The organism is Mesorhizobium sp. IMUNJ 23232 (assembly GCF_044326205.1).
In the GTDB taxonomy this organism is placed as follows: domain Bacteria; phylum Pseudomonadota; class Alphaproteobacteria; order Rhizobiales; family Rhizobiaceae; genus Kumtagia.
Genome location: NZ_JBIRCY010000004.1, coordinates 73,092 through 95,104, shown reverse-complemented (window position 1 = coordinate 95,104; position 22,013 = coordinate 73,092). Strand labels below are relative to the sequence as shown.

General features: G+C 63.7%; 19 protein-coding genes, 1 tRNA gene and 1 pseudogene. 16 read left to right on the top strand and 5 right to left on the bottom strand.

Annotated elements, in window-relative coordinates:
* Window positions 1-29 precede the first annotated feature (29 nt).
* The 6 genes from tatB (at window position 30) to ACH196_RS04085 (ending at window position 6,939) form a co-directional block, all read left to right on the top strand.
* Entirely contained in the window at window positions 30-788 is a 759-nt protein-coding gene (gene tatB / locus ACH196_RS04110) for a Sec-independent protein translocase protein TatB (protein ID WP_396645155.1), read from the top strand.
* A complete protein-coding gene (tatC, locus tag ACH196_RS04105; protein ID WP_396645153.1) occupies window positions 785-1,621 on the top strand; it encodes a twin-arginine translocase subunit TatC in 837 nt (278 codons plus the stop codon). Before tatB ends, tatC begins: the two co-directional genes overlap by 4 nt.
* An 822-nt stretch (window positions 1,622-2,443) precedes the next feature.
* Window positions 2,444-3,745 (top strand): serine--tRNA ligase, encoded by a 1,302-nt coding sequence (gene serS / locus ACH196_RS04100; RefSeq protein WP_396645152.1) that lies wholly within the window; start codon window positions 2,444-2,446, stop codon window positions 3,743-3,745.
* A 1-nt stretch (window position 3,746) separates the two neighbouring features.
* Window positions 3,747-4,508, top strand: a complete 762-nt coding sequence (gene surE, locus ACH196_RS04095) for a 5'/3'-nucleotidase SurE (RefSeq protein WP_396645151.1) — start codon at window positions 3,747-3,749, stop codon at window positions 4,506-4,508.
* A complete protein-coding gene (locus ACH196_RS04090) occupies window positions 4,505-5,155 on the top strand; it encodes a protein-L-isoaspartate(D-aspartate) O-methyltransferase (protein WP_396645149.1) in 651 nt (216 codons plus the stop codon). Before surE ends, ACH196_RS04090 begins: the two co-directional genes overlap by 4 nt.
* A gap of 137 nt (window positions 5,156-5,292) precedes the next feature.
* Window positions 5,293-6,939 carry a peptidoglycan DD-metalloendopeptidase family protein gene (locus tag ACH196_RS04085; protein ID WP_396645148.1) on the top strand — a complete coding sequence of 549 codons (1,647 nt, stop codon included), beginning with the start codon at window positions 5,293-5,295 and terminating at the stop codon, window positions 6,937-6,939.
* Between the two features lie 55 nt (window positions 6,940-6,994).
* On the opposite strand, the gene ACH196_RS04080 is transcribed toward ACH196_RS04085, so the two are convergent.
* Window positions 6,995-7,870 carry an ATP-binding protein gene (locus ACH196_RS04080; RefSeq protein ID WP_396645147.1) on the bottom strand — a complete coding sequence of 292 codons (876 nt, stop codon included), beginning with the start codon at window positions 7,868-7,870 and terminating at the stop codon, window positions 6,995-6,997.
* Window positions 7,871-8,155: 285 nt separating this feature from the next.
* On the opposite strand from ACH196_RS04080, the gene yajC reads away from it, so the two are divergent.
* Genes yajC through ACH196_RS04060 form a run of 4 tightly spaced genes read left to right on the top strand, consistent with a single transcriptional unit; the run spans window position 8,156 to window position 12,365 of the window.
* Entirely contained in the window at window positions 8,156-8,491 is a 336-nt protein-coding gene (gene yajC, locus ACH196_RS04075) for a preprotein translocase subunit YajC (RefSeq protein WP_396645146.1), read from the top strand.
* Between the two features lie 51 nt (window positions 8,492-8,542).
* Window positions 8,543-11,104, top strand: a complete 2,562-nt coding sequence (secDF, locus tag ACH196_RS04070) for a protein translocase subunit SecDF (protein ID WP_396645145.1) — start codon at window positions 8,543-8,545, stop codon at window positions 11,102-11,104.
* 11 nt (window positions 11,105-11,115) lie between these two features.
* Window positions 11,116-11,505 (top strand): Mth938-like domain-containing protein, encoded by a 390-nt coding sequence (locus ACH196_RS04065; RefSeq protein WP_396645144.1) that lies wholly within the window; start codon window positions 11,116-11,118, stop codon window positions 11,503-11,505.
* 17 nt (window positions 11,506-11,522) lie between these two features.
* Window positions 11,523-12,365 carry a phytoene/squalene synthase family protein gene (locus ACH196_RS04060; RefSeq protein ID WP_396645143.1) on the top strand — a complete coding sequence of 281 codons (843 nt, stop codon included), beginning with the start codon at window positions 11,523-11,525 and terminating at the stop codon, window positions 12,363-12,365.
* 144 nt (window positions 12,366-12,509) lie between these two features.
* Here ACH196_RS04060 and ACH196_RS04055 read toward each other — a convergent pair.
* The 4 genes and pseudogenes from ACH196_RS04055 to ACH196_RS04040 form a co-directional block, all read right to left on the bottom strand.
* Window positions 12,510-12,599: pseudogene (locus tag ACH196_RS04055) on the bottom strand (type II toxin-antitoxin system RelE/ParE family toxin); the annotation flags it as partial.
* 108 nt (window positions 12,600-12,707) lie between these two features.
* Window positions 12,708-13,010 (bottom strand): type II toxin-antitoxin system ParD family antitoxin, encoded by a 303-nt coding sequence (locus ACH196_RS04050; protein ID WP_396645142.1) that lies wholly within the window; start codon window positions 13,008-13,010, stop codon window positions 12,708-12,710.
* Between the two features lie 76 nt (window positions 13,011-13,086).
* A complete protein-coding gene (gene trmFO, locus ACH196_RS04045; RefSeq protein WP_396645141.1) occupies window positions 13,087-14,508 on the bottom strand; it encodes a methylenetetrahydrofolate--tRNA-(uracil(54)-C(5))-methyltransferase (FADH(2)-oxidizing) TrmFO in 1,422 nt (473 codons plus the stop codon).
* Between the two features lie 370 nt (window positions 14,509-14,878).
* The gene (locus ACH196_RS04040) at window positions 14,879-15,019 is read right to left on the bottom strand and encodes a DUF1127 domain-containing protein (protein WP_308055198.1); all 141 of its coding nucleotides are present in this window, start codon (window positions 15,017-15,019) and stop codon (window positions 14,879-14,881) included.
* Window positions 15,020-15,253: 234 nt separating this feature from the next.
* Between ACH196_RS04040 and ACH196_RS04035 the strand changes: the two genes are divergently transcribed.
* From ACH196_RS04035 to ACH196_RS04010, 6 genes are all read left to right on the top strand, one after another.
* A complete protein-coding gene (locus ACH196_RS04035) occupies window positions 15,254-16,348 on the top strand; it encodes a DUF2157 domain-containing protein (protein WP_396645139.1) in 1,095 nt (364 codons plus the stop codon).
* On the top strand, window positions 16,345-16,917 hold the full coding sequence (locus ACH196_RS04030; RefSeq protein ID WP_396645137.1) for a GDYXXLXY domain-containing protein: 573 nt from the start codon (window positions 16,345-16,347) through the stop codon (window positions 16,915-16,917). Before ACH196_RS04035 ends, ACH196_RS04030 begins: the two co-directional genes overlap by 4 nt.
* 68 nt (window positions 16,918-16,985) lie before the next feature.
* Window positions 16,986-17,070 (top strand) — tRNA-Leu (locus tag ACH196_RS04025).
* A gap of 187 nt (window positions 17,071-17,257) precedes the next feature.
* A complete protein-coding gene (locus tag ACH196_RS04020; RefSeq protein ID WP_396645136.1) occupies window positions 17,258-18,220 on the top strand; it encodes a phytanoyl-CoA dioxygenase family protein in 963 nt (320 codons plus the stop codon).
* A gap of 382 nt (window positions 18,221-18,602) precedes the next feature.
* Window positions 18,603-20,084, top strand: a complete 1,482-nt coding sequence (gene tig / locus ACH196_RS04015; RefSeq protein ID WP_396645380.1) for a trigger factor — start codon at window positions 18,603-18,605, stop codon at window positions 20,082-20,084.
* A 429-nt stretch (window positions 20,085-20,513) separates the two neighbouring features.
* The gene (locus ACH196_RS04010) at window positions 20,514-21,941 is read left to right on the top strand and encodes a DEAD/DEAH box helicase (RefSeq protein WP_396645135.1); all 1,428 of its coding nucleotides are present in this window, start codon (window positions 20,514-20,516) and stop codon (window positions 21,939-21,941) included.
* The last annotated feature ends 72 nt before the right edge of the window (window positions 21,942-22,013 follow it).

The window sequence follows — 22,013 nt, the reverse complement described above, 5'->3', positions numbered from 1 at the left end:
CTTCTTGGGTCAGTCTGGATTGAAAAGCCATGTTTGACATCGGCTGGACCGAGATGCTCGTGATCGCGGTCGTCATGATCGTGGTCGTGGGTCCGAAGGATTTGCCGAAGATGCTGCGCACCTTCGGCAAGATGACCACGAAAATGCGCTCGATGGCGGGCGACTTCCAGAAGCAGTTCAACGAGGCGCTGAAGGAAGCCGAGCTCGACGACGTCAAGCAGTCGGTCGACGCCTTGCGCAGCATGAACCCGGCCAACGAGATCAAGAAGCAGCTCAATCCGTTCGAGAAGGCGGCTGCCGACGTGCGTGCCGGCCTTCAGTCGGCGATGGCGCCGAAACCCTCGGCCGAGCCTGCCGCCCCAGCCGCCCATGAGGCCGAGCCGCTGAAGAACGGCGCGACCGCAATGCCCGGCGCCGCCGGTCCGGAGGCGATGCCAGCCGCGCCGCCGATCGTCACGCCGCCTGCTGCGCCCGCTGCCCCGGCTGCGACGGCCACTCCCGCGCCTTCGCCCGAACCCGCCAAGCCGATGGCTGCAGCAGCGCGGATGCCCGATCCGCAGCCGGCAAAGGTCAACGGGACGAAAAGCCCGGCCGCGCCGAAGCCGGCACCCGCCCGTGTGGCGAAACCGAAGGCAAGCAGCGCCAAACCCGCGGCCAGCGCGAGCGAAACCAAGCCGAAGGTGCCGGCCAGGGCGAAGAGCGCGGCAGCGGCTGCGCCGGCTGCCACAAAGGCAGCCAAGCCAAAACCTGCGGCGTCTGCCCGCAAATCCGCGGAAAAATCGAAGTGAGCACTGCCCGGGACGAAAGCGAGATCGAGGCCTCGTCGGCCCCGCTGATCGAGCATTTGATGGAGCTGCGCACGCGGCTGATGTGGTCGATCGGCGGCTTCTTCGTCGCCTTCCTCGTCTGCTTCTATTTCGCCAAGCAGCTATTCAACATCCTCGTCCAGCCATTCAAATGGGCCGTCAACTGGGCGGGCCTGCAGCATCAGCAGGTCGAGCTGATCTACACCGCGCCGCAGGAATTCTTCTTCACGCAGGTCAAGCTGGCGATGTTCGGCGGACTGGTCATCGCCTTTCCGCTGATTGCCGCGCAGATCTACAAATTCGTGGCGCCCGGCCTCTACAAGAACGAGCGCTCCGCCTTCCTCCCCTTCCTCATCGCCTCGCCGATCCTGTTCATCATGGGCGGCGCGCTGGTTTATTTCTTCTTCACGCCGATGGTCATGTGGTTCTTCCTGTCCATGCAGCAGGTCGGCCCCGGCAATGACGTGCAGATCTCGCTGCTGCCGAAAGTCTCGGAATATCTCAGCCTGATCATGACGCTGATCTTCTCCTTCGGCCTCGTCTTCCAGCTTCCGGTGGTGACGACGCTGATGGCGCGCGTCGGCCTGCTGACCTCGCAGGGCCTGAAGGAAAAGCGCAAATGGGCGATCGTGCTTGCCTTCATCGTCGCGGCGGTGTTGACCCCGCCCGACCCGATGAGCCAGATCGGCCTCGCCGTGCCGACCATCATCCTCTACGAAGTCTCGATCTGGGCCGCCCGCTTCGTCGAGAAGAAGCGCGAGGAGGAAAAACTCGCCGCCGAGAAGGAAGAATCGGGCACGCCAGCGGCGACGTGAAATTCCGGGAACAGTTTACTCCATTCCGGCGTCGAGCACTGCTGCAACCGCAGCGCGGAAACCCGAATTGAGTAAACTGTCCCCGGATTTCGCCCCGAATTTCCGTGCCAAAACGGGGATGGAATTTTCGCCTCGACAAGAAAGTTTTTTGAGCGCGGACAGCCAAGTCGTTGTTTTCGCTCGACCCGCCTTTTCCGTCCGACACGCGAAAATGCCGGCGGATACGATTCTCATCCCCCTCGCCAAAACCTGCCTCATAATCCTCCGCAGTTTCTCCCGCCGGGAACGCTTCCGGAGTCGTTCGAAAGTGGGGAGGAACCGGCGCCTCCGCCATGTTGCCGACGAAGCGGCATGGCCGGGGAGGCCGCGTCCGAAGGTTCCTCCCCGGGTACTACGACCCGGGCGCACTGGACGAGTGCTTAAGACCGGGCCAGCCGAGGCTAGAAATGCCGGAGCCGGAGCAAGGCGAAGCGGAACGGGACGAGGCCAAAAATCGCCGGCGGGCGCGGGAAGCTGCGCCGTATCTAATTCTAGTGAGGCAAGGCATTTTGCGCCCGCTTCCCGACTTCTCCCTCCGCGGCGGGGAGCGTTCTTTGAAATGGCCAGACGCGAAAGCGGGCGTGGCAACGAGGGAGGTTGTATGCAGGGACAGTTTCCTTTTATCCCCGGAAAGGCTCGGCTTTGGAAAGGGTTGCGCGAGGGGATAAAAGGAAACTGTCCCCGGTGCGGCACCTGCACCAACGTCCGTGATTTGACACCGCCGCATCGCTCCGGCATGAGCGGCATCGAAAATCCCCGCAACGAAATCGTCCGATACCGCCCATGCTCGACATCAAATGGATTCGCGAAAAACCGCAGGCCCTGATCGACGCGCTGGTGAAGCGCCAGTGGTCCGAGGAGGACGCGCGGTCGGCTGTCGATGACGTCATTTTGAAGGACGAATCGCGCCGTGCCCATCTCGGTGAGTTGCAGGTCAAGCAGGAGCGCCGCAACGCCGCCTCCAAGGAGATCGGCAATGCGATGCGCAACAAGGACATGGCGCTCGCCGAGACGCTGAAGGAAGAGGTCAACGGCATCAAGGCATTCCTGGCCGAGGCGCAGGAAACCGAGCGCCGCAACGACAAGGCGCTGGAGGATGCGCTGGCCGTGCTGCCCAACGTACCGCTGGAAGACGTGCCGGTCGGCGCCGACGAGCACGGCAATGTCGAGGTCCGCAAGGTCGGCGAGGTAAAACCACGTCCGAATTGGGTGAAGGAGCATTTCGAGATCGGCGAGGCGCTCGGCCTGATGGATTTCGAGCGCGCCGCGAAACTCTCGGGCGCCCGCTTCACCGTGCTCAAGGGCCAGCTTGCGCGGCTCGAACGCGCGCTCGGCCAGTTCATGCTCGACCTGCACACCACCGAGCATGGCTACATGGAGGTGCAGCCACCGCTGCTGGTCCGCGATGAAGTGCTCTATGGAACCGGTAGCCTGCCGAAGTTCGAGGAAGACCTGTTCTTCGTTCGTCATGGCGAAGGCCGTCTCGGCCTCATCCCCACCTCCGAACCTCCGCTGACAAACTTGGTGCGCGAAGAAATCCTCAAGCATGAGCAATTGCCGCTGCGCTTCACCGCGCTGACGCCGTGCTTCCGTTCCGAGGCCGGATCGGCGGGACGCGATACGCGCGGCATGCTGCGTCAGCACCAGTTCTACAAGGTCGAACTGGTCTCCATCACCGACCAGGACAATTCGCTGACCGAGCACGAGCGCATGACGCAATGCGCCGAGGAAGTGCTGAAGCGCCTCGGCCTGCCGTTCCGCACCGTAACGCTCTGCACCGGCGACATGGGGTTCGGCGCCCGAAAGACTTACGACATCGAGGTGTGGCTACCCGGCCAGAACGCGTATCGCGAAATCTCGTCCTGCTCGGTCTGCGGCGATTTCCAGGCGCGCCGTATGGACGCCCGCTATCGGCCGAAGGACGAGAAGGCGACGCGTTTCGTCCACACGTTGAACGGCTCCGGCGTCGCCGTTGGCCGCGCGCTGATCGCCGTCATCGAGAATTACCAGAACCAGGATGGTTCCGTTAGCATTCCTGAAGCATTGCGCCCCTATATGGGTGGGCTCGAGAAGATCGGGGCCTGAAATGCGCATTCTTCTGACCAATGATGACGGCATCCACGCCGAGGGCCTGCAAGTGCTGGAGCGCATTGCGCGGCAGTTGAGCGACGACGTCTGGGTGGTCGCACCGGAGAACGACCAGTCGGGTTTCGCGCATTCGCTGTCGCTGTCGCAGCCGCTGCGCATGCGAAAACTCGACGATCGGCATTTTGCCGTGCGCGGCACGCCGACCGACTGCGTCATCATGGGCGTCAAGAAGCTGATGCCGGAACCGCCCGATCTTGTGCTGTCGGGCGTCAATTCCGGCTCCAACGTCGCCGACGACATCACTTATTCCGGCACGGTGGCCGGCGCCATGGAAGGCACGCTGCTCGGCATCCGTTCGATCGCGCTCAGCCAGGCCTATGTGCTGAAGCAGGATATCGGCCGCGACGTTCCCTGGGAGACTACAGAGGCGCATGCGCCGGCGCTGCTGGACAAGCTGCTCGCGACCGAGCTGCCGGCAGGCGTCTTCCTGAACCTGAATTTCCCGAACTGCGCGCCGGACGAGGTCGAGGGCGTGAGCGTCACTGGGCAGGGCAAACTCGGCTACGGCATGTGGATCGACGAGCGCGCCGACGGCCGCGGCTTTCCCTATTACTGGCTGCGCTTCGGCCGCGGCACGACGGAACCGCTTGCGGGCACCGACCTGCACGCGCTGGACAGCCGCCGCATCGCGGTGACGCCGCTGAAGATGGATCTGACCGCGCACGAATTGCGCGACCAGCTCACCAGGGCGCTTGCATGATCGGCGGTCCCGACCGCGAGGGCTTTGCCGCCTTCATGCTGCGCCTGCGCGGCCGGGGCGGCGTGTCGAACGCGGTGATCGCCGCCTTCGAGGCGACGCCGCGCGCGCCATTTCTGGCCGGGCATTTCCACGATCTCGCCTGGTCCGACCGCATGTTGCCCATCGCCTGCGGCGAGGCGATCGAGGGCGCCGACCTGCAGGCGCAGGTGATTTCAGCGCTCGCCTTCGAGCCCGGCAACCGCGTGCTGGAGATCGGCACCGGTTCGGGATACACCGCCGCCGTCATCTCGCGGCTGGCCGGCCGCGTCACCACCATCGACCGCTACAAGACGCTGGTCGACCAGGCGAAGCAGCGCTTCGAGCAATTTGGCATCCAGAACGTGATCGTGCGCCAGGCCGACGGTGCCAATGGGCTGGCCAGCGAAGGGCCGTTCGACCGCATCGTCGTCTGGGCCGCCTTCGACAGCCATCCGCGCATCTTCGTCGACCAACTTTCCACCGGCGGCACGATGGTCGCCGCTATCGGCCCGGAGGAGGGGAAGCAAGTCCTGGTGCGGCTGACGAAAGTCGGCAGCCGCTTCGAGCGCGAGGATATCGGCGAGGTCCGCTTCCAGCCGATCCTCAAGGGCGCTGCCGCCGTTCTGTGATCGCGACCTGACGCCGGCCGGCCGGGCTGGCACAGGCTTAAAAAAGCGGCAGAAACGTCCGACCTCTTAACCGACCAGTAACATTAACGCGCTTTAATCATACCAGTGTTTGTACCGGGTGTAAGCGGGTCATTGCGATGCTGGTAAGTGTGTTGCGGTCGGATAAGCGCAGGCTTTGGTGCGGCGCGGCCCTGCTCTTGATTACGGGAATGACGGCGGGCTGCAGCTCGCAATTCTCGCGCTTCAACTCCTCGGACGACGTCTTCACCGGCTCGACCGCCAACCAGCGCCAGATCATCAACGGCGAGAGCCAGCCTTATCCCGGCGACAGCGCTCCAATCGCGGCCGCTCCGGTGGATAATGTCTCGACCGGTTCCGTCAATCGCGGCGCGCTCTCTCCTGTGTCATCGCAGCCCTTGCCCGCTCCGGTCGCCGCCGCGAAGTCCGCCCCGGCGCCTGCGAAGGTTGCTGCCGCGCCTGCCGAGCATACGCTGAGGGAGCCTGTTCCGGTTGCCGCTGCCCCCAGGCCCAAGCCGGTGAAAGAAACGGCGGTCGCGTCGACTGCTCCTTCCGAGCCGAAGATGGCGGTTGAGGCGACGGAGCCAGCCGGCTGGTCGCGCGCCGGCGGCACGCAGGTCACCGTCAAGGAAGGCGAGACCGTCTACAATCTGTCGCGCCGCTTCGGCGTGCCTGCCCATGTCATTTCGCAGGTGAACGGGCTTCCGAATGGAGGCGGTTTGCAGGCCGGCCAGAAAGTCGTCATCCCGACCTACGTCTATTCGAACAAGGCGCCGGTCTCCGCGCCCGACAGCAATCCGAATGTCGCCGACGCGAAATCGTCGACCGGCACGAAATTCGACGTTCCGGCAAACAAGGTGCCCGTGCCGTCCAAGGCGCCGCAGGAAAAGCTCGCGGTCCTGCCGCAGCCGCCGAAGGTCAACAAGGCTCCGACTCAGGCTGTGGCGGATACCGCCGCGTCCAGCGACGCCAAGCAGCCCGCAAAGGTCGCAAAAGCTGAGACGGCCAAGACCGAGCCGGTCAAGACGGCGAAGGCTGAACCGGCAAAGATGACCGCCGCCAAGGGCGCCTATACCGTCGAATCGGGAGACACGCTGTCGAAGATCGCCAGGAAGACCGGCGTCAGCGTCACCGCGCTCAAGGCCGCCAACGGCATGCAGGACGGCATCCTGAAGATTGGCCAGACGCTGAAGGTCCCGGCTCCCGGCGAGACGACCGTCGCCAAGGCGGCTCCTGCTCCGGCCGTCGATCCGGTCTCGACCAGCGCTGTGCCGGCGGCACCAAAGAAGGTGGCGCAGGAAGAGACGGTCGTGGCGGCTGCTCCGCCCAAGAATGACGGAAAGGTCATCGAGCAGGCTGAGAAATCCGACGCGGCCGCCCCGAATTCCACCGGCATCGACCGCATGCGCTGGCCGGTGCGCGGCAAGGTCATCTCCGGCTACAGCAAGGGTGGGGGCGGCGAGAAGGACGGCATCGACATCGCGGTTCCCGAGGGCACGCCGGTCAAGGCTGCCGAGAATGGCGTGGTCATCTATGCCGGCGACGGCCTGAAGGAGTTCGGCAACACCGTGCTGGTGCGCCACGAGGACGGTCTGGTCACCGTCTACGGCCACGCCAGCGAACTCAAGGTGCAGCGCGGCCAGAAGGTGAAGCGCGGTGACGAGATCGCGGTTTCGGGCATGAGCGGCAACGCCAATGCGCCGAAACTGCACTTCGAAGTCCGCAAGAACTCCGCTCCGGTCGATCCGACGACCTATCTGGAATAGGCGGCTCGATATCCCTCCCGTCCTTCGAGGCAACTCTCGAAGGACGCACGGCGCCCTAATCCTTCAGCGGCTTGCCCAGCCTCCCCGCCAGGTCCTGCACGAATTGCCAGGCAACGCGGCCAGAACGACTGCCGCGTGTCGTCGCCCATTCCAGCGCTTCGGCGCGTAGCACGTCCGGGTCCATATCGAGATCGTGATAGCGGACGTAGCCGTCGATCATTTCCAGATATTCGTCCTGCGAACATTTGTGGAAGCCCAGCCACAAGCCGAAGCGGTCGGACAGGGACACTTTTTCCTCGACCGCCTCGGACGGGTTGATCGCCGTCGAGCGCTCATTGTCGATCATGTCGCGCGGCAATAGGTGCCGGCGGTTCGACGTTGCATAGAAGATGACATTGGCCGGCCTTCCCTCGACCCCGCCTTCGAGCGCGGCCTTCAGCGACTTGTACGACGTGTCGTCGTGATCGAAGGAAAGGTCGTCGCAGAACAGGATGAAGCGGTACGGCGCCTTTTTCAGGATCGTCATCAGCCGCGGCAGCGTGTCGATATCCTCGCGATGGATCTCGACCAGTTTCAGCCGCGTGCCATCGGCGCTTTGATGATTGATCGTCGCATGGGCAGCCTTCACCAGCGACGATTTTCCCATGCCGCGCGCGCCCCACAGCAGCACGTTGTTGGCTGGGAGCCCGGCGGCGAAGCGCTGCGTGTTGTCGACGAGAATATCGCGTACCCGGTCGACGCCGCGGATCAGGCCGATCTCCACCCGGTTCACTCGATGCACCGGCTCGAGCACGCCATGTTCCGCCGACCAGACGAAGCAGTCCGCCGCGTCGAGGTCGGCTTCCGGCGGCGGGGGAGGGGCGATGCGGTCGACGGCTGCGGTCAGTTGGTCGATCCGGTCGAGGAGGGCTTGCAGGGATGGGCTGGGCATGAAATCGGTCCGGTCAGGTTTCGCATGGGGTCTGTTGACTGCCAGCGATACGCGAATCCCAGCCTTCGCCCAAGGGGAGGGCGGTGGTCCAGATGCGGCAAAAGGCAGTTATGCCTCATGATGGCCTGCGGTCTGCGGCGATAAACCGCGAGAATGGCCGAAATCGGGGCTGAAAACCGCTGGCAATGCCTACAGGTGTAGTTGCATTGGCAGTTCGACCGACTATATTCCGGCCAACTTTGGCGGGCCCCGCAGGGCCCTTTTTCCGTTTCAGGAGCAGACTGCATGATCGTGACCCCGGCATACGCGCAAGGCGTGGGTGCGTCCCCCGACATGTTCATCAGCATCCTGCCCTTCGTGCTGATCTTCGTGATCATGTATTTCCTGATCATCCGGCCGCAGCGCACGCAGTTGAAGAAGCGCCAGGAGATGCTGGCGGGCGTCCGCAAGGGCGATACGGTGGTTACCGGCGGCGGCTTCGTCGGCAAGGTCACCAGGGTGATCGACGACAACGAGCTTGAAATCGACCTCGGCGGCACGAAGGTCACCGCGCTTCGCTCGACGATTTCAGACGTGCGCGTGCGCGGCGAGCCGGTCGCCAACCAGAACGTCAAGAAATAAGCGTCTTCGGGGGTTATACTCCCGTTTGGTCGCCCGACTGACAGAGGCAAGATGCTCTATTTTTCACGCTGGAAGACGATTTCGATCTGGGGTGTCGTGCTCCTGGGCGTGATCTTTGCTATCCCTAATCTATTCTCGGAATCCTTCCGCAACAGCTTGCCAGGCTGGGTTCCCGACCGCCCGATGACGCTCGGCCTCGACCTGCAGGGCGGCTCGCACATCCTGCTCGCCGTCGACCGCAACGACCTCGTCAACGAACGCCTGCAGACCGTGCGCGACGATATCCGCACTTTGCTGCGTGACGCCAAGATCGGCTACACCGGCCTGTCCGGCACCGGCACGTCGGTGCAGGTGCGCATCCGCGAGGCCAACGAGGTCGAGAAGGCCAAGACGGCGCTGGCGACGCTCACCCAGCCGGTGACCAACAGCCTGTTCGGCACGGGTGCGATTTCGGAACTGACGCTGGAAGAGCCGGAGCAGGGGCTGCTGCGCTATACGCTGACGGAAGCGGGCATCAACTATCGCATGTCCTCGGCGGTCACGCAGTCGATCGAAGTCATCGGCCGGCGCGTCAACGAACTCGGCACCACCGAGCCGACCATCCAGCGCCAGGGCGCTGACCGCGTGCTGGTCCAGGTGCCCGGACTCCAGGACCCCCAGCGGCTGAAGGATATTTTGGGCCAGACCGCCAAGCTGACCTTCCAGATGGTTGATCAGTCCGTGCCGGTGCAGGAAGCCATTCAGGGCCGCCCGCCGGCGGGCTCCAGCGTGCTTTATTCGACCGACGATCCGCCGGTCCCCTACCTGATCGAGGACCGCGTCATCGTTTCGGGCGAAAACCTCACTGACGCCCAGGCGACATTCGACCAACGCACCAATGAGCCAGTGGTCTCCTTCCGTTTCGACGGCAAGGGCGCGGCTCGCTTCGGCCAGGCAACCCAGCAGAATGTCGGAAAACTCTTCGCCATCATCCTCGACAACCAGGTGATCTCGGCGCCGCGCATCAATGAGCCGATCCTCGGCGGCAGCGGCCAGATCTCCGGAAATTTTACCCCTGAATCCGCGAACGACTTGGCCGTGCTGCTGCGCGCCGGCGCCTTGCCGGCCGACCTGACCATTGTCGAGGAGCGCACCGTCGGCCCGAGCCTCGGCGCCGACTCCGTCGCGGCTGGTGAATTCGCGGCGATCATCGCCGGCATCCTCGTGGTCGCCTTCATGCTGGTCGCCTACGGCACGCTGGGCATCATCGCCAACGTCGCGCTCGCAGCCAACGTCATCCTGATCATCGCCATCCTGTCCGTGCTCGGCGCGACGCTGACGATGCCCGGCATCGCCGGCATTGTGCTGACGGTCGGCATGGCGGTGGACTCCAACGTCATCATCTACGAGCGCGTTCGCGAGGAGCGGCGATGGGGCCGCTCGCTGGTCCAGTCGCTCGATCAGGGTTTTGCACGCGCCCTGGCGACTATCGTCGATGCCAACTTCACCACCTTCATCGCGGCGGTCATCCTGTTCTATATGGGCACCGGCCCGGTGAAGGGTTTCGCGGTCACGCTCGCCATCGGCATCGTGACGACGGTCTTCACCGCCTTTACGCTGACCCGCTGGATGATTGCTTTCTGGCTGAAGCACTATAAGCCGAAGGAACTGCCGAACGGCCTCATCCGCTTTATCCCGGACGACACCAAGCTGCCCTTCATGAGCTGGCGCCGCTATGCTTTTACCCTTTCGGCGACTGCGTCGCTGGCGGCAGTGATCCTGTTCTTCTCGGTCGAGATGAACTACGGCATCGACTTCCGCGGCGGCACCAGTATCGAGGTTCAATCGAAGGACGGCCCGGCTGACTCGGCTGCCGTGCGCGAGGTGCTGAACGAACTCAATATGGGCGACGTGCAGGTGCAGGAGTTCGGGTCTGATCGCGACCTGTTGATCCGCGTCGAAGGCCAGCAGGCCGGCGACAATGCCGAGCAGAGTGTCGTCGAAAAGGTCCGGCTGTCGCTGGAGGACAGCTACGACTTCCGCCGCGTGGAATCCGTAGGCCCGACCGTTTCTTCGGAACTCGCCTGGGCCGGAACGATGGGCATCCTCGCCTCGCTGGTGGCGATGCTGATCTATATCTGGTTCCGGTTCGAGTGGCAGTTCGGCCTTGGAGCGGTGATCGCCACGGTTCACGACGTCACCATGATGGTCGGCCTCTACGTCGTGTCCGGACTGGAGTTCAACCTGACCAGTATCGCGGCAATCCTGACCATCGTCGGCTATTCGATCAACGACACCGTTGTGGTCTATGACCGCGTGCGTGAAAATCTGCGCAAATACAAGAAGATGCCGATCGAGCAACTGCTCGACCTGTCGATGAACCAGACGCTGTCGCGCACCGTTCTGACCGGCGTCACGACCCTGCTGGCGCTGATTGCACTCTACCTGTTCGGCGGCGAGGTCATCCGCTCTTTCACCTTCGCCATGATCTTCGGCATCCTTGTCGGCACCTACTCGTCGATCTTCGTCGCCGGCCCGCTGCTGATCCTGTTCCGGCTGCGGCCGGAAGGTTCCGGGGCGGATAATAAGGACGACGCCAAGCTGCCGACGACTGCCCAGCCTTCGCAGACCTGACCGGCCGCTTCGTGACGGCCGGCATAGTCATCAGGGACGCACATTTTCCGGGCAGGGCGCCGATAGAAGCCTACGGCAATGGCGGCTTTCGCTTCGCCGACATGTCGCATCGTGGCTCGCTGCTCTGCCTGCCTTCCGGCGTCTATGGCTGGGAGCCGGCCGATCCGGCGGCGCTGACGCCTGCCGACTTTGTACGCCTGATCGCCGAGGCCGAAGGCGTCGAAATCCTTTTGGTCGGCACCGGCCGGAACTTGCGCCCGCTGCCAGCCGCCTTGCGGGCCGCACTGAAGGAAGTGCGCATCTCCGCCGACCCGATGTCGACCGGCGCCGCCGTGCGCACCTACAATGTGCTGCTGGCCGAGGACCGCGCTGTCGCGGCCGCCCTGATCGCCGTCGACTAGGCATCCGAGACTTAGCCGTGGTGGATGAAAAAAAGCTGGTGGCCGATCAGGTCCGCGCCGCGGACTACGACCACTATCTCAGTGCGCTCTACGCCCCGCAGGTCAAGCGCGGCGCACTGCTTTCGCTCTACGCCTTCAATGCCGAGATCGCCGGCATTCGCGGCCGCATCCGCGAGCCGATGCCCGGCGAGGTTCGGCTGCAATGGTGGCGCGACGTGATCGCCAACCGGAACTCCGGCGAGGCGACCGGCCATCCCGTCGCCGACGCGCTGCTCAGGACGATTGCTGAATATCATCTCCCGGAACACGCCTTTGACAATTACCTCGAAGCCCGCGTCTTCGACCTCTACGACGACCCGATGCCGTCGCGCACAGACCTCGAAGGCTATTGCGGCGAGACGGCGGGCGCGCTGATCCAATTGGCGGCGATGGTGCTCGACGCGAAAGCCGCGCCGGATTTTGCGGCACTCGCCGGCCATGCCGGCTGCGCGCAAGCCGTCGCCGGCATTCTGCGGCTGCTGCCGCTGCACCGGGCGAGTGGGCAATGTTATGTGCCGCGCGATATCCTTGCAGCCGCCGGGACGACGCCGGAAGAATTTGTCTCCGCTGGCGCGGGCGAGCCGACCGAACGTGCCGTTGCGGCGATGGTCGCACTGGCGCAGGACCATCTCAGCGCCTTCGTTGCCGGTGCGCGCACGCTTCCGGAGTCGCTACGCCCCGCCTTCCTGCCCGTCGCGCTGGTCCCGGCCTATCTGGCGATCCTGTCTCGGAAACCGAAACAGGCTCTTGCGCACACGGCAAACACCCCTGCCTGGAAACGGCACTGGTCGCTTCTGCGCACCGCCTCGCAGGGCTGGTGAGCAAGCTCTTTTTTTGACGTAAACGAGCCGGCGGAGTAGTCAATCGTCGATCGGTTCCAGCGGTTCGCCGCGCAGGATCGCCTCGTAATCGCGGCCGCGCCGGAAGATGTTGGTAATCCAGACGGTGTCCTCTTCGATCACGTAGCAGATCAGCGCCGACTTCTCGAAAGCGATGGTTCTGAGACCTGCTGCGAGGTCATCACGCGGCCGACCAGAACGGGGAGCGTTGCCGATCCGCCTGCATCGCTCCTCGATGCGCGCTGCATAACCGATTGCCAGACGGCTGAGGATGTCGCTGCCTCGATGGCGTCCGCAATATCAACGAGATCGTGTTCTCCCCGCTTACTCCAACGGACCGGCAGAATCTTCATGCAATCCTCCCGCCCGGGCCTCGTATCGGCGGCGGATGTTATCGATCACCTCCTCACCGGTATATCCAGGCCCCTTGTCTTCGATCGAGGCCTTGATCCGTGCCCTGATGGACGCCATGCGCTCTTCATGTTCTTCGTCATCGCGCCGCAAGGCGCGTAGCGCCGCGCGGACTACCTCGCTGGCCGAGCCGTAAGATCCGTCCTCCACCTTTTCGCGGATCATGCGGGCCATAGCCGGGGTAACAGTGACCGAAAGTTTTTCAGCGGATTCCATCGGTTCGCTCCAGAAGAATTTTGCGAGTAGGATATTATCCTACTCGCAAAATTCTGTCCAACGAGGACCGGATCGACTACTCCGCCGCTCGCACCTCCGGCGCAATACCCAGCCACGCCCGGCAATCGGCCAGCGCCCGTGCCGTCGTTGCCTTCTTCTTGGCGATCGTCTTGTCCTTGCCGCGGAAGCGTCCCTCGAAATCGTCCGGCTTGAGTTTTGTGCCGGGCTCCAGCGGCGGGAACAAGCCAAAATTGACGTTCATCGGCTGGAACGAGCGTTTTCCGGGTTCGTCGTCGGAAACGATATGCCCGCCGGTGATGTGATTGAGCAGCGCGCCGAAGGCGGCGGTGGCCGGCGGCGCCGAGACCCGCCGGCCGAGCCGCTCGGCCGCTGCAAAGCGTCCAGCCAGCAGGCCGATCGCCGCGCTCTCGACATAACCCTCGCAGCCGGTGATCTGGCCGGCGAAACGCAGGCCCGGCCGGTCCTTCAACTGCAAGGTTGGGTCGAGCAGGGTTGGCGAGTTGATGTAGGTGTTGCGGTGCAGCCCGCCGAGCCGCGCGAACTCGGCGTTCTCCAGTCCGGGGATTGTCTTGAAGACGCGCACCTGCTCACCATGCTTCAGTTTTGTCTGGAAACCGACCATGTTGTAGAGTGTGCCCAGCGCGTTGTCCTGGCGAAGCTGCACCACCGCATAGGCCTTCACCGTCGGATTATGCGCATTGGTCAGCCCCATCGGCTTCATCGGCCCGTGCCGCAGCGTTTCCACGCCGCGCTCGGCCATCACCTCGATCGGCAGGCAGCCGTCAAAATAGGGCGTGCCTTCCCACTGCTTGAATTCGGTCTTCTGGCCGTCGACCAGTGCTCTGACGAAAGCGTCGTATTGCGCCTTGTCCATCGGGCAGTTGATGTAATCCTTGCCGGTCCCGCCCGGCCCGACCTTGTCGTAGCGCGACTGGAACCAGCAGACATTCATGTCGATCGTGTCGAAATGCACGATCGGCGCAATCGCATCGAAGAAGGCCAGCGCATCGGCGCCGGTCTTTTTGGCGATTGCTTCGGCAAGCGCCGGCGCCGTCAGCGGGCCGGTGGCGACGATCGCCTGGTCCCAGTCCTCAGGAGGCAGGCCGGTCATTTCCTCGCGCACAATGCTGATCAGCGGATGTGCCTCGATTTTCGCGGTCACCGCTGCGGAAAATCCGTCGCGGTCGACCGCCAGCGCGCCGCCGGCCGGCACCTGGTGCGCGTCGCCGCATGCCATGATCAGCGAATTCGCCAGCCGCATCTCGGCATGCAGCAGGCCGACCGCGTTGGTCTGGGCATCGTCGGAGCGAAAGGAATTGGAGCAGACCAGTTCAGCCAGCCCGTCGGTCTTGTGCGCGTCGGTGCCGCGAACCGGCCGCATTTCGTGCAGGATTACAGGCACGCCGGCCTCTGCCGCCTGCCAAGCTGCCTCGGAGCCGGCCAGCCCGCCGCCGATGATGTGGATGGGATTTGTCATCGCACGGCAAATAAGCCCCTCGCCGGCCTAAAGCAACGGTCGCGAGGACTGGAGCCGGGTGAGCGAGCGGAACTGAATTAAAGCCAGGCCCCAAAAACACAACACCCGCCGGGGGAGGAGGTCCGGCGGGTGTCGCATAGGCCGGGCAGCGTTCGGGAGGAGGAGAAGGCTGCCCGTAGTCGCCGGACCCTGGGAGGAGGATGGGCCAGCGATGTTCTTTTCGCATATGGTGGGTGCGAAACCCGATTTCAACAGCACCCGCCGGGGGAGGAGGTCCGGCGGGTGCCGTTTTGGTGGCCAGTCATCGGGAGGAGGAGAGACTGGCCGTATCCGTCGGAACCGGGGAGGAGGTCGGTTCCGGCGAAATTCCTTAGATGGCCTTGCGCGCGACGTAAGGGATGTCGCTGCGGCTGAAGCCGAGATCGGAAAGCTCGCGGTTCGACAGGCGGCTCAGCTCGGAAACGGTTTCCCGGTAGCGGCGCCAGTTGCGATAGTTGCGGATCAGGTTCATGGTCGTACTCACTTCGTCTTTCGTTCTTTTCTTTTTTTCACGATCCGAAAATAAGCACGCGCGGCCCGTATGAAAAGTGTCTATCCCGCATAGCAGCAATGCAGTTTGTGCATTGCAGCATTAAACGATTTTAGGGAGTGCGGCGCAATTGCGGTTGATTCGGATTTATATCGTGGCGCCAGAGGGTTGCGCTCTCAAACTAAAGTCGGAGGCGCCTGGAGTGCGAGGGGTGGGATGAGCGGTTATTCGAAGCGACTGGCACGCGACATCGAGCGCTGGATCGGCAACGGCCTGATCGACCGCGAGACCGGTGAAACGCTGCTGCGCGACGCCCAGGCTAATGATCGGCGCTCCTTCAGTTTCGGCTTCATTCTCATGATGATGGCGGCACTACTGCTGTGCGCAGCACTTCTGCTGGTCATCGCCTCCAACTGGGACGCGATCCCACGTTTGACCCGCGTGCTTGCCGTGTTTGCGCTCATCCTTGCGGGTTACGTCGGCGGCGCGTTGCTCAAGATGCGCGGCCACGACGCCTTCGCCCAGGCGGCGTGGCTGGTGGCCGCGGCGGCCTTCGGCGGCGGCATCGCCCTGATCGGCCAGATGTATCATCTGTCCGGTGACGAGGAGACGGCGATCCTGACCTGGTGCGCAGGGACGGGCCTCGCCGCCATCCTGTTGCGCTCCGGCCCGCTGACGATCGGCACAGCGGCGATTGCAGCGTCATGGCTGTTCACCGAGGGCTTCGACATCTGGGGCAGGAGTATTGTCCCGGTTTCTTATCCGCTGGTCGCTGCTGCGATCTGGCTGATGTCGCTTTGGACCCGAAGCGCCGCGACCCGCCATCTGATCGTCCTGTCGCTGATTGCTTATGCAGTCCTGCTTGCCGCCGACCGCGACGTCACGCTCTTCGGCTCGTTGCTTGCCGGGCTTTCGCTCGTCCTGCTCACCCTGTCGGTGCTTGTCGGCCCGGCGGTGGAGCGCATTGTGCAACTCGACGGCCGGCTGCCGCTGCATGCGCTGCTGGGTTTCCTGACAGGCGCCGCCATGCTGCAATTCGAGCACACGGAGAATGCGGCGGTGCTGGTCGCGGCGGCGCTGGTGGTCTTCGCCGTCATCGCCGGCACAATCTACCTGCTCGGGCGCGACAGCCGGGGCCTGCGCTGGCTCGCCTATCTCGGTTTCGCCTTCGAACTCTGTTTTCTCTATATGGCGACGATCGGCACCATGCTCGGCACGGCGGGGCTGCTGCTGGCGGTCGGCTTGGTGCTTGCGGTTGCCGCCTTCCTCATCATCCGCATCGAACGTCGCATGAAGATGGAACCCGCATGATGCGCCGCTACTGCCTGCTTGTTGCCGCTCTGGCGCTGGCCGTCCTCCAGATCGGCTTCCTGTCGTGGATCATCGCGGCTCGTGCCGCGCTGCTGCGCGACGGCCGCGAGGTGCTGCTGAAAGTCGAGCCGGTCGACCCGCGTGATCTCTTGCGCGGGGACTATGTGCGGCTGGGCTATGATATCTCCACCATTCCGCGCGACCTCGTTACCTTCGGTCCGCCAATCGAAACCGAGCGCGGCGCCGATGTCTACGTGCGCCTCAAACGGCAGCCTGACGGATTTTGGGGCGTGGCTTCCGCTTACGTCGATGCGCCACCAGCGAGCCCGCCGCCGGATGGCGAGGTCGATTTGCACGGCAAGCTCGCCTATTCCGGTCCCGACGATCCGATCCGCGTCGACTACGGCATCGAGCGTTTTTATCTTCCCGAAGGCGAAGGCAAGCCGATCGAGCGCGATATGCGGGTGCGCAGCTTCGGTATCCTCGCCGCGGTCGGCGCCCACGGCGCGGTGCAGATCAAGGCGCTGATGGACGGCGACACAAAGCTCTTCGAGGAGCCGCTCTACTGAACGCTCGGCTTGTCGCGCGCGGCTGCGCCGTTGACAGAAGCCGAAGGGCATGGGAATGCCGGGTCAGTGCGGATGTGGCGGAATTGGTAGACGCCCTGGATTTAGGTTCCAGTGCCGAAAGGCGTGGGGGTTCGAGTCCCTTCATCCGCACCAAATTTCCCTTTTTGGCGGTTGCTGACGGGAACGGCCAGACTATCGGAGCGGCGGACTTCATTCTTCCTTCCCGATCCAGCCCGCGCGCCTCCAGCAATTGGCCCACGGTACATCGATGTGCTAGAAAATGGCCGCGCTTTTGCGGACGCGCCGACTTTTGCAGCGCGCAAAAAATTGAGAAGGACGGATGCAGAAGGTCAACACAGTCGGCAAAAAGAAGGCGGCGCCTAAGAAGATGTTGCCTGGGCCGATTGCCATCCTCACGGCCGAGAAGAATTTTGCCCACCCGTGGATCGGCAACCCGCTTGCCAACCGCATGGGACTGCATGTCGGACGCATCCTGCTCGCCACGGCCTTCGACCGCTTCCGCCGGCTTCGCAACATTCCGCATCGTGACGATCGCGTATGGATCCAGCAATTGCGGCGGGACGGTGTGGTCGCCATACCGGACTTCCTGCCCTCCGACGAGTTCGCAAGAATGCGGGACGAGATCGTCGGCACGATCCGTGACAGCTTCGAGCGCTTCCCCTTCCAGGAAAACACGGAAACGGGTTTTGGTCAGCGCAAGAACCTCGGCGAAATCGGCTTCGACCGCTTTGATGGCGGCACGCTCAACCGCTTCCTGTCGCTCGACCGGAACCGGACACCGGCAAGCTTTGCGCTGGTCCGCTCGAAGCGGTTTCGCCGCCTGTACAAGACGGCGCTCGGCTTCGGCTTCAACCCCGGCGCGCTGCAGCTTTATTACACGCGTTTCGGCAGCGAAGCGAACCACGACAGCCAGAAGGATTTCCACCGCGACACGTTCCATCCGACCTTGAAATTCTGGTATTTCGTCGAAGACGTTTCGGCCGAGGACGGGCCGTTCATCTATGTTCCCGGCTCGAATCGGACGTCCTCCGCGCGGCTTTCCTGGGAGCACCGGCGCAGCGTCGAGGTTTCGGCGCGGACCGCCAGGAAAGGCGGCGCCTTTCGCATTGACGAGGAAGAGTTGAATGCGCTGGGTTTCGCCGAGCCCCGAACTTTTGCGGTGCGGGGCAACACGCTTGTCATAGCCGACACCTATGGCTTTCACCGTCGCGGCGACGGCAGGCCGGGAGCGGAGCGTTTTGCGCTCTATGGGGGCGTCCGGCGCATGCCCTATCTTTTCTGAGGCGACAGGATCCCGGCCTTGGTAGGCGCTGGCCCTTTCGGTGCCGTTGCGGAATGCCTGACGTCTTTCGGCGAACGGCAGGCGCTGCCGGTCCCTCACGGCCCTGAAAGTCGCGAAGAGAGTTGAAAAAGCCACACTCCTGTGACAAAAGGCGTCACAAAAGTGACGGGATGTGACGGTCCGCTTCGGAAATTCGCGGTAAGAAGCAGGAAGAACAAAGACTTACCGGAATATCTGGAGCGCAGGTGAGAACATCTCTTCCTGGATTCCCGAGGGAAGCTGGGTCTCGTTTTTCCTAACGCCAGATCGTCGCCGGGCAAAGAGATCAGGGACGCGGACGGTTTCGCCGCCGCGGTCCTTTCGAGATAACAAAGGTTTTATGATGCAGGTTACCGAGACACTGAATTCCGGCCTGAAGCGCGAGATCACCGTGAAGGTGCCCGCCGGCGACATGGAATCGAAGCTGCTGGTGCGGCTGGAGAACGCCCGCGGCAAGGCGCGGATCAACGGCTTCCGCCCCGGCAAGGTGCCGCTCCAGCATCTGCGAAAAATGTACGGCAAGTCGTTCATGGCCGAGGTGGTCAACGAGATCCTGTCCGACACCCCGCGCAACATCGTCTCCGAGCGCGGCGAGAAGGCCGCCATGCAGCCCGAGGTCACCATGACCGAGGACGAGAAGGAAGCCGACAAGATCCTGTCCGGCGGCGCCGATTTCGAGTTCAAGCTCGCCTACGAGATCATCCCGGCCTTCGACATCAAGGATTTCACCAGCATCGCTGTGACCCGCCCGGTCTATGACGTGCCGGAAGAGGAGATCGACGAGCAGGTCAAGCGTGTCGCCGAATCGGCGCGCAGCTACGAGACCAAGGACGGCGCGGCCGCCGAAGGCGATCGCGTCACCATCGACTATGTCGGCAAGATCGGCGGCGAGGCTTTTGCGGGCGGCGCCGGCACCGGCCAGCCGCTGGTGCTCGGCTCCAAGGAATTCATCCCCGGCTTCGAGGATCAGCTTGTCGGCGCCAAGGCGGGCGACGAGAAGCAGGTCACCGTGACCTTCCCGGAAAACTACCAGGCCGCCAATCTGGCCGGCAAGGAAGCCACCTTCGACGTGTCGGTCAAGGAAGTTGCCGCTCCCGGCCCTCTCGAGGTCAATGACGAGACCGCCAAAAGCCTGGGTCTCGAATCGCTGGAACGCCTGCGTGAGATCGTGAAGGGCCAGATCGAGAGCCAGTTCGGTTCGATGACCCGCCAGAAGGTGAAGCGCCAGTTGCTCGACCAGCTCGACGCTTCCTATTCGTTCGAGGCCCCGTCAAAGCTGGTCGAGGCCGAGTTCAACAACATCTGGACGCAGGTCAACCGCGACCTCGAAGCCGCCGGCCGGACCTTCGCCGACGAGGAGACCACCGAGGAAGCCGCCCGCGCCGACTATACGAAGCTTGCGGAGCGCCGTGTGCGCCTCGGCCTCGTGCTGGCCGAGATCGGCGAGAAGGCAGGTGTGCAGGTTTCCGATGAAGAGCTGCAGCGCGCGCTGTTCGAGTTCATCCGCCGCTTCCCCGCCGACCAGCAGCAGGGCATCTACGAATATTACCGCAACAATGCCGCCGCGCTGACGACGTTGCGCGCGCCGATCTTCGAGGAGAAGGTGGTCGACCACCTGCTCGGCCAGATTTCGGTCACCGACCAGAAGGTCAGCAAGGAAGAACTGATGGCCGAGGACGAGGACGCCGAGACGGCGACCAAGTCGGCCGGCAAGGCCAAGAAGGCTGCGAAGAAGGCCGAGGCTGCATCGGACGAGGCCGCCGAGGAGCCGAAGAAGAAGGCTCCGGCCAAGAAGAAGGCCGCCAAGGAAGCCGACGCCGAATAAGGCGCTTGCCATCGTGCATACGATCAAGCCGCTCCGTTTCGGGGCGGCTTTTTCTTTGGCGGAAAGTTTGGGCAAGGTACGCGAGCGGTCGGTTCCGGAAGGCCGTTTGCCATCCCGCATTGCTGCGATGCACAAGCGCGGCTTGCAATTCTTACCCACATGGGCCATATGCGCAGCCATAAGGCGCTTGGGCCGCGCGATTTGCGGCTTTCCTCATCGGATGGGACTGGTTGCGTCTGTAGTTCTCCTTCCCGAAAAATCGGTCCGGAGACGAAGCCCCGCGATTTCTGAAGCGCGGGCACGACAGCGCAGCCGCGCGGGCAAAAAAGCCCGCCGCCTTGTCGTTTCATGAAATCATCGTCGACGGCGGGTTGCGCCCCGCCGGGATGGATTATTCGCGGCCGTTGAGCCGCGCGAAAGAAGAAGAACTTGGATATCGAAATTTCCGCGAACCTCGATGGTTTCGCATCCCTCGGAATAACCGGCGCGCTGCTGAAAGCCACCGAAAACGCCGGCTTCGACACGCCGAAGCCGATCCAAACGCAGGCGATTCCGCCGCAGCTTGCCGGTCGCGACATTCTGGGCGTCGCCCAGACCGGTTCGGGCAAGACGGCTGCCTTCAGCCTGCCGATCCTGGCAAAAATCACCGCGCTCGGCACCAAGCGGCTGCCGCGCACCGCCCGCGCCCTCATCCTCGCCCCGACGCGCGAGCTTGCCGTGCAGATCGAGGAGACGATCCGCGTGCTCGCCAAGGGCATGCATATCTCGACCGCGCTGGTGCTCGGCGGCGTCTCCCGCCACAGCCAGGTCAAGCGCATGGCGCAGGGCGTCGACATCCTCATCGCCACGCCGGGCCGCCTGACCGACCTGGTGCGCGAGGGCGAGGTGAAACTCAACGAAACCCGCTGGCTGGTGCTCGACGAGGCCGACCGCATGTTGGACATGGGTTTCATCAACGACGTCAAGCGCATCGCCAAGGCGACGCATGCCGACCGCCAGACGGCGCTGTTTTCCGCCACCATGCCTTCCGAGATCGAGCAACTGGCGCGCGGCATCCTGAAGGATCCGGTTCATGTCGAGGTAGCCCCGCAAGGCACGACGGCCGCCGAGATCAAGCAGAGCGTCGTGCTTGCCCGCCTCAAGCAGAAGCGCAAGGTGCTGTCGACCATGCTCGCGGACCCGGCGATCAGCTCGGCGCTGGTGTTCGCCCGCACAAAGCACGGCGCCGACCGCGTCGTGCGCGATCTCGAGCGCGACGGCATCCAGGCCGCCGTGATCCACGGCAACAAGTCGCAGAATGCCCGCCAGAAGGCGCTCAACGGCTTTCGCGATGGCTCGGTGCGCATCCTCGTCGCTACCGATATTGCGGCGCGCGGCATCGACGTGCCCGGCATTTCGCATGTCATCAATTTCGACCTGCCTGACGAGGCGGAGAGCTACGTCCACCGCATCGGCCGCACGGGCCGCAACGGCGCCGACGGCATCGCCATCACGCTCTGCGATCCGAACGAGAACGCAAAGCTGCGTTCGGTCGAGCGCATCATCCGCATGAAGCTGCCGGTACTGGCCGACCACCTCGGCGAGCCGGACCCGCAAGGCGAGCCGCGCAGCCATGAGCCGCGCCAGGACCGGGACGCAGCGCCGCGCGAGCACCATCGTGCCGGCCGTCCCGGAGGCGACAGGCCGCGCCAGGGTTTCGGCAAGAAGCCGTTTTCCGGAAAGCCGAATGGCGAGAAGCGCTTCGGCGGCCAGGCCAACGGCGAGGGCCGTCCTGCCGGTCAGCCGGCCGGTGAAAAGCGTTTCTCCGGCAAGAAGCGGCCGTTTCGCGGCCGCGGAAATGCCCCACGGGCTGCTTGATGTGGCAGTAGGCAGTAGGCAGTAGGCAGTAGGTGGAGCATTCGGAGTAGAATCAGCTCCTCCTCACGCCTT

Bases quoted from the DNA above. Each gene is read 5' to 3' on its own strand.
- serS (WP_396645152.1), top strand. From the start codon at position 2,444: ATGCTCGACATCAAATGGATTCGCGAAAAACCGCAGGCCCTGATCGAC.
- tatB (WP_396645155.1), top strand. From the start codon at position 30: ATGTTTGACATCGGCTGGACCGAGATGCTCGTGATCGCGGTCGTCATG.
- ACH196_RS04090 (WP_396645149.1), top strand. From the start codon at position 4,505: ATGATCGGCGGTCCCGACCGCGAGGGCTTTGCCGCCTTCATGCTGCGC.
- ACH196_RS04020 (WP_396645136.1), top strand. From the start codon at position 17,258: ATGCAGAAGGTCAACACAGTCGGCAAAAAGAAGGCGGCGCCTAAGAAG.
- ACH196_RS04040 (WP_308055198.1), bottom strand. From the start codon at position 15,019: ATGAACCTGATCCGCAACTATCGCAACTGGCGCCGCTACCGGGAAACC.
- ACH196_RS04085 (WP_396645148.1), top strand. From the start codon at position 5,293: ATGCTGGTAAGTGTGTTGCGGTCGGATAAGCGCAGGCTTTGGTGCGGC.
- ACH196_RS04030 (WP_396645137.1), top strand. From the start codon at position 16,345: ATGATGCGCCGCTACTGCCTGCTTGTTGCCGCTCTGGCGCTGGCCGTC.
- secDF (WP_396645145.1), top strand. From the start codon at position 8,543: ATGCTCTATTTTTCACGCTGGAAGACGATTTCGATCTGGGGTGTCGTG.
- trmFO (WP_396645141.1), bottom strand. From the start codon at position 14,508: ATGACAAATCCCATCCACATCATCGGCGGCGGGCTGGCCGGCTCCGAG.
- ACH196_RS04035 (WP_396645139.1), top strand. From the start codon at position 15,254: ATGAGCGGTTATTCGAAGCGACTGGCACGCGACATCGAGCGCTGGATC.
- ACH196_RS04080 (WP_396645147.1), bottom strand. From the start codon at position 7,870: ATGCCCAGCCCATCCCTGCAAGCCCTCCTCGACCGGATCGACCAACTG.
- surE (WP_396645151.1), top strand. From the start codon at position 3,747: ATGCGCATTCTTCTGACCAATGATGACGGCATCCACGCCGAGGGCCTG.
- tig (WP_396645380.1), top strand. From the start codon at position 18,603: ATGCAGGTTACCGAGACACTGAATTCCGGCCTGAAGCGCGAGATCACC.
- yajC (WP_396645146.1), top strand. From the start codon at position 8,156: ATGATCGTGACCCCGGCATACGCGCAAGGCGTGGGTGCGTCCCCCGAC.
- ACH196_RS04050 (WP_396645142.1), bottom strand. From the start codon at position 13,010: ATGGAATCCGCTGAAAAACTTTCGGTCACTGTTACCCCGGCTATGGCC.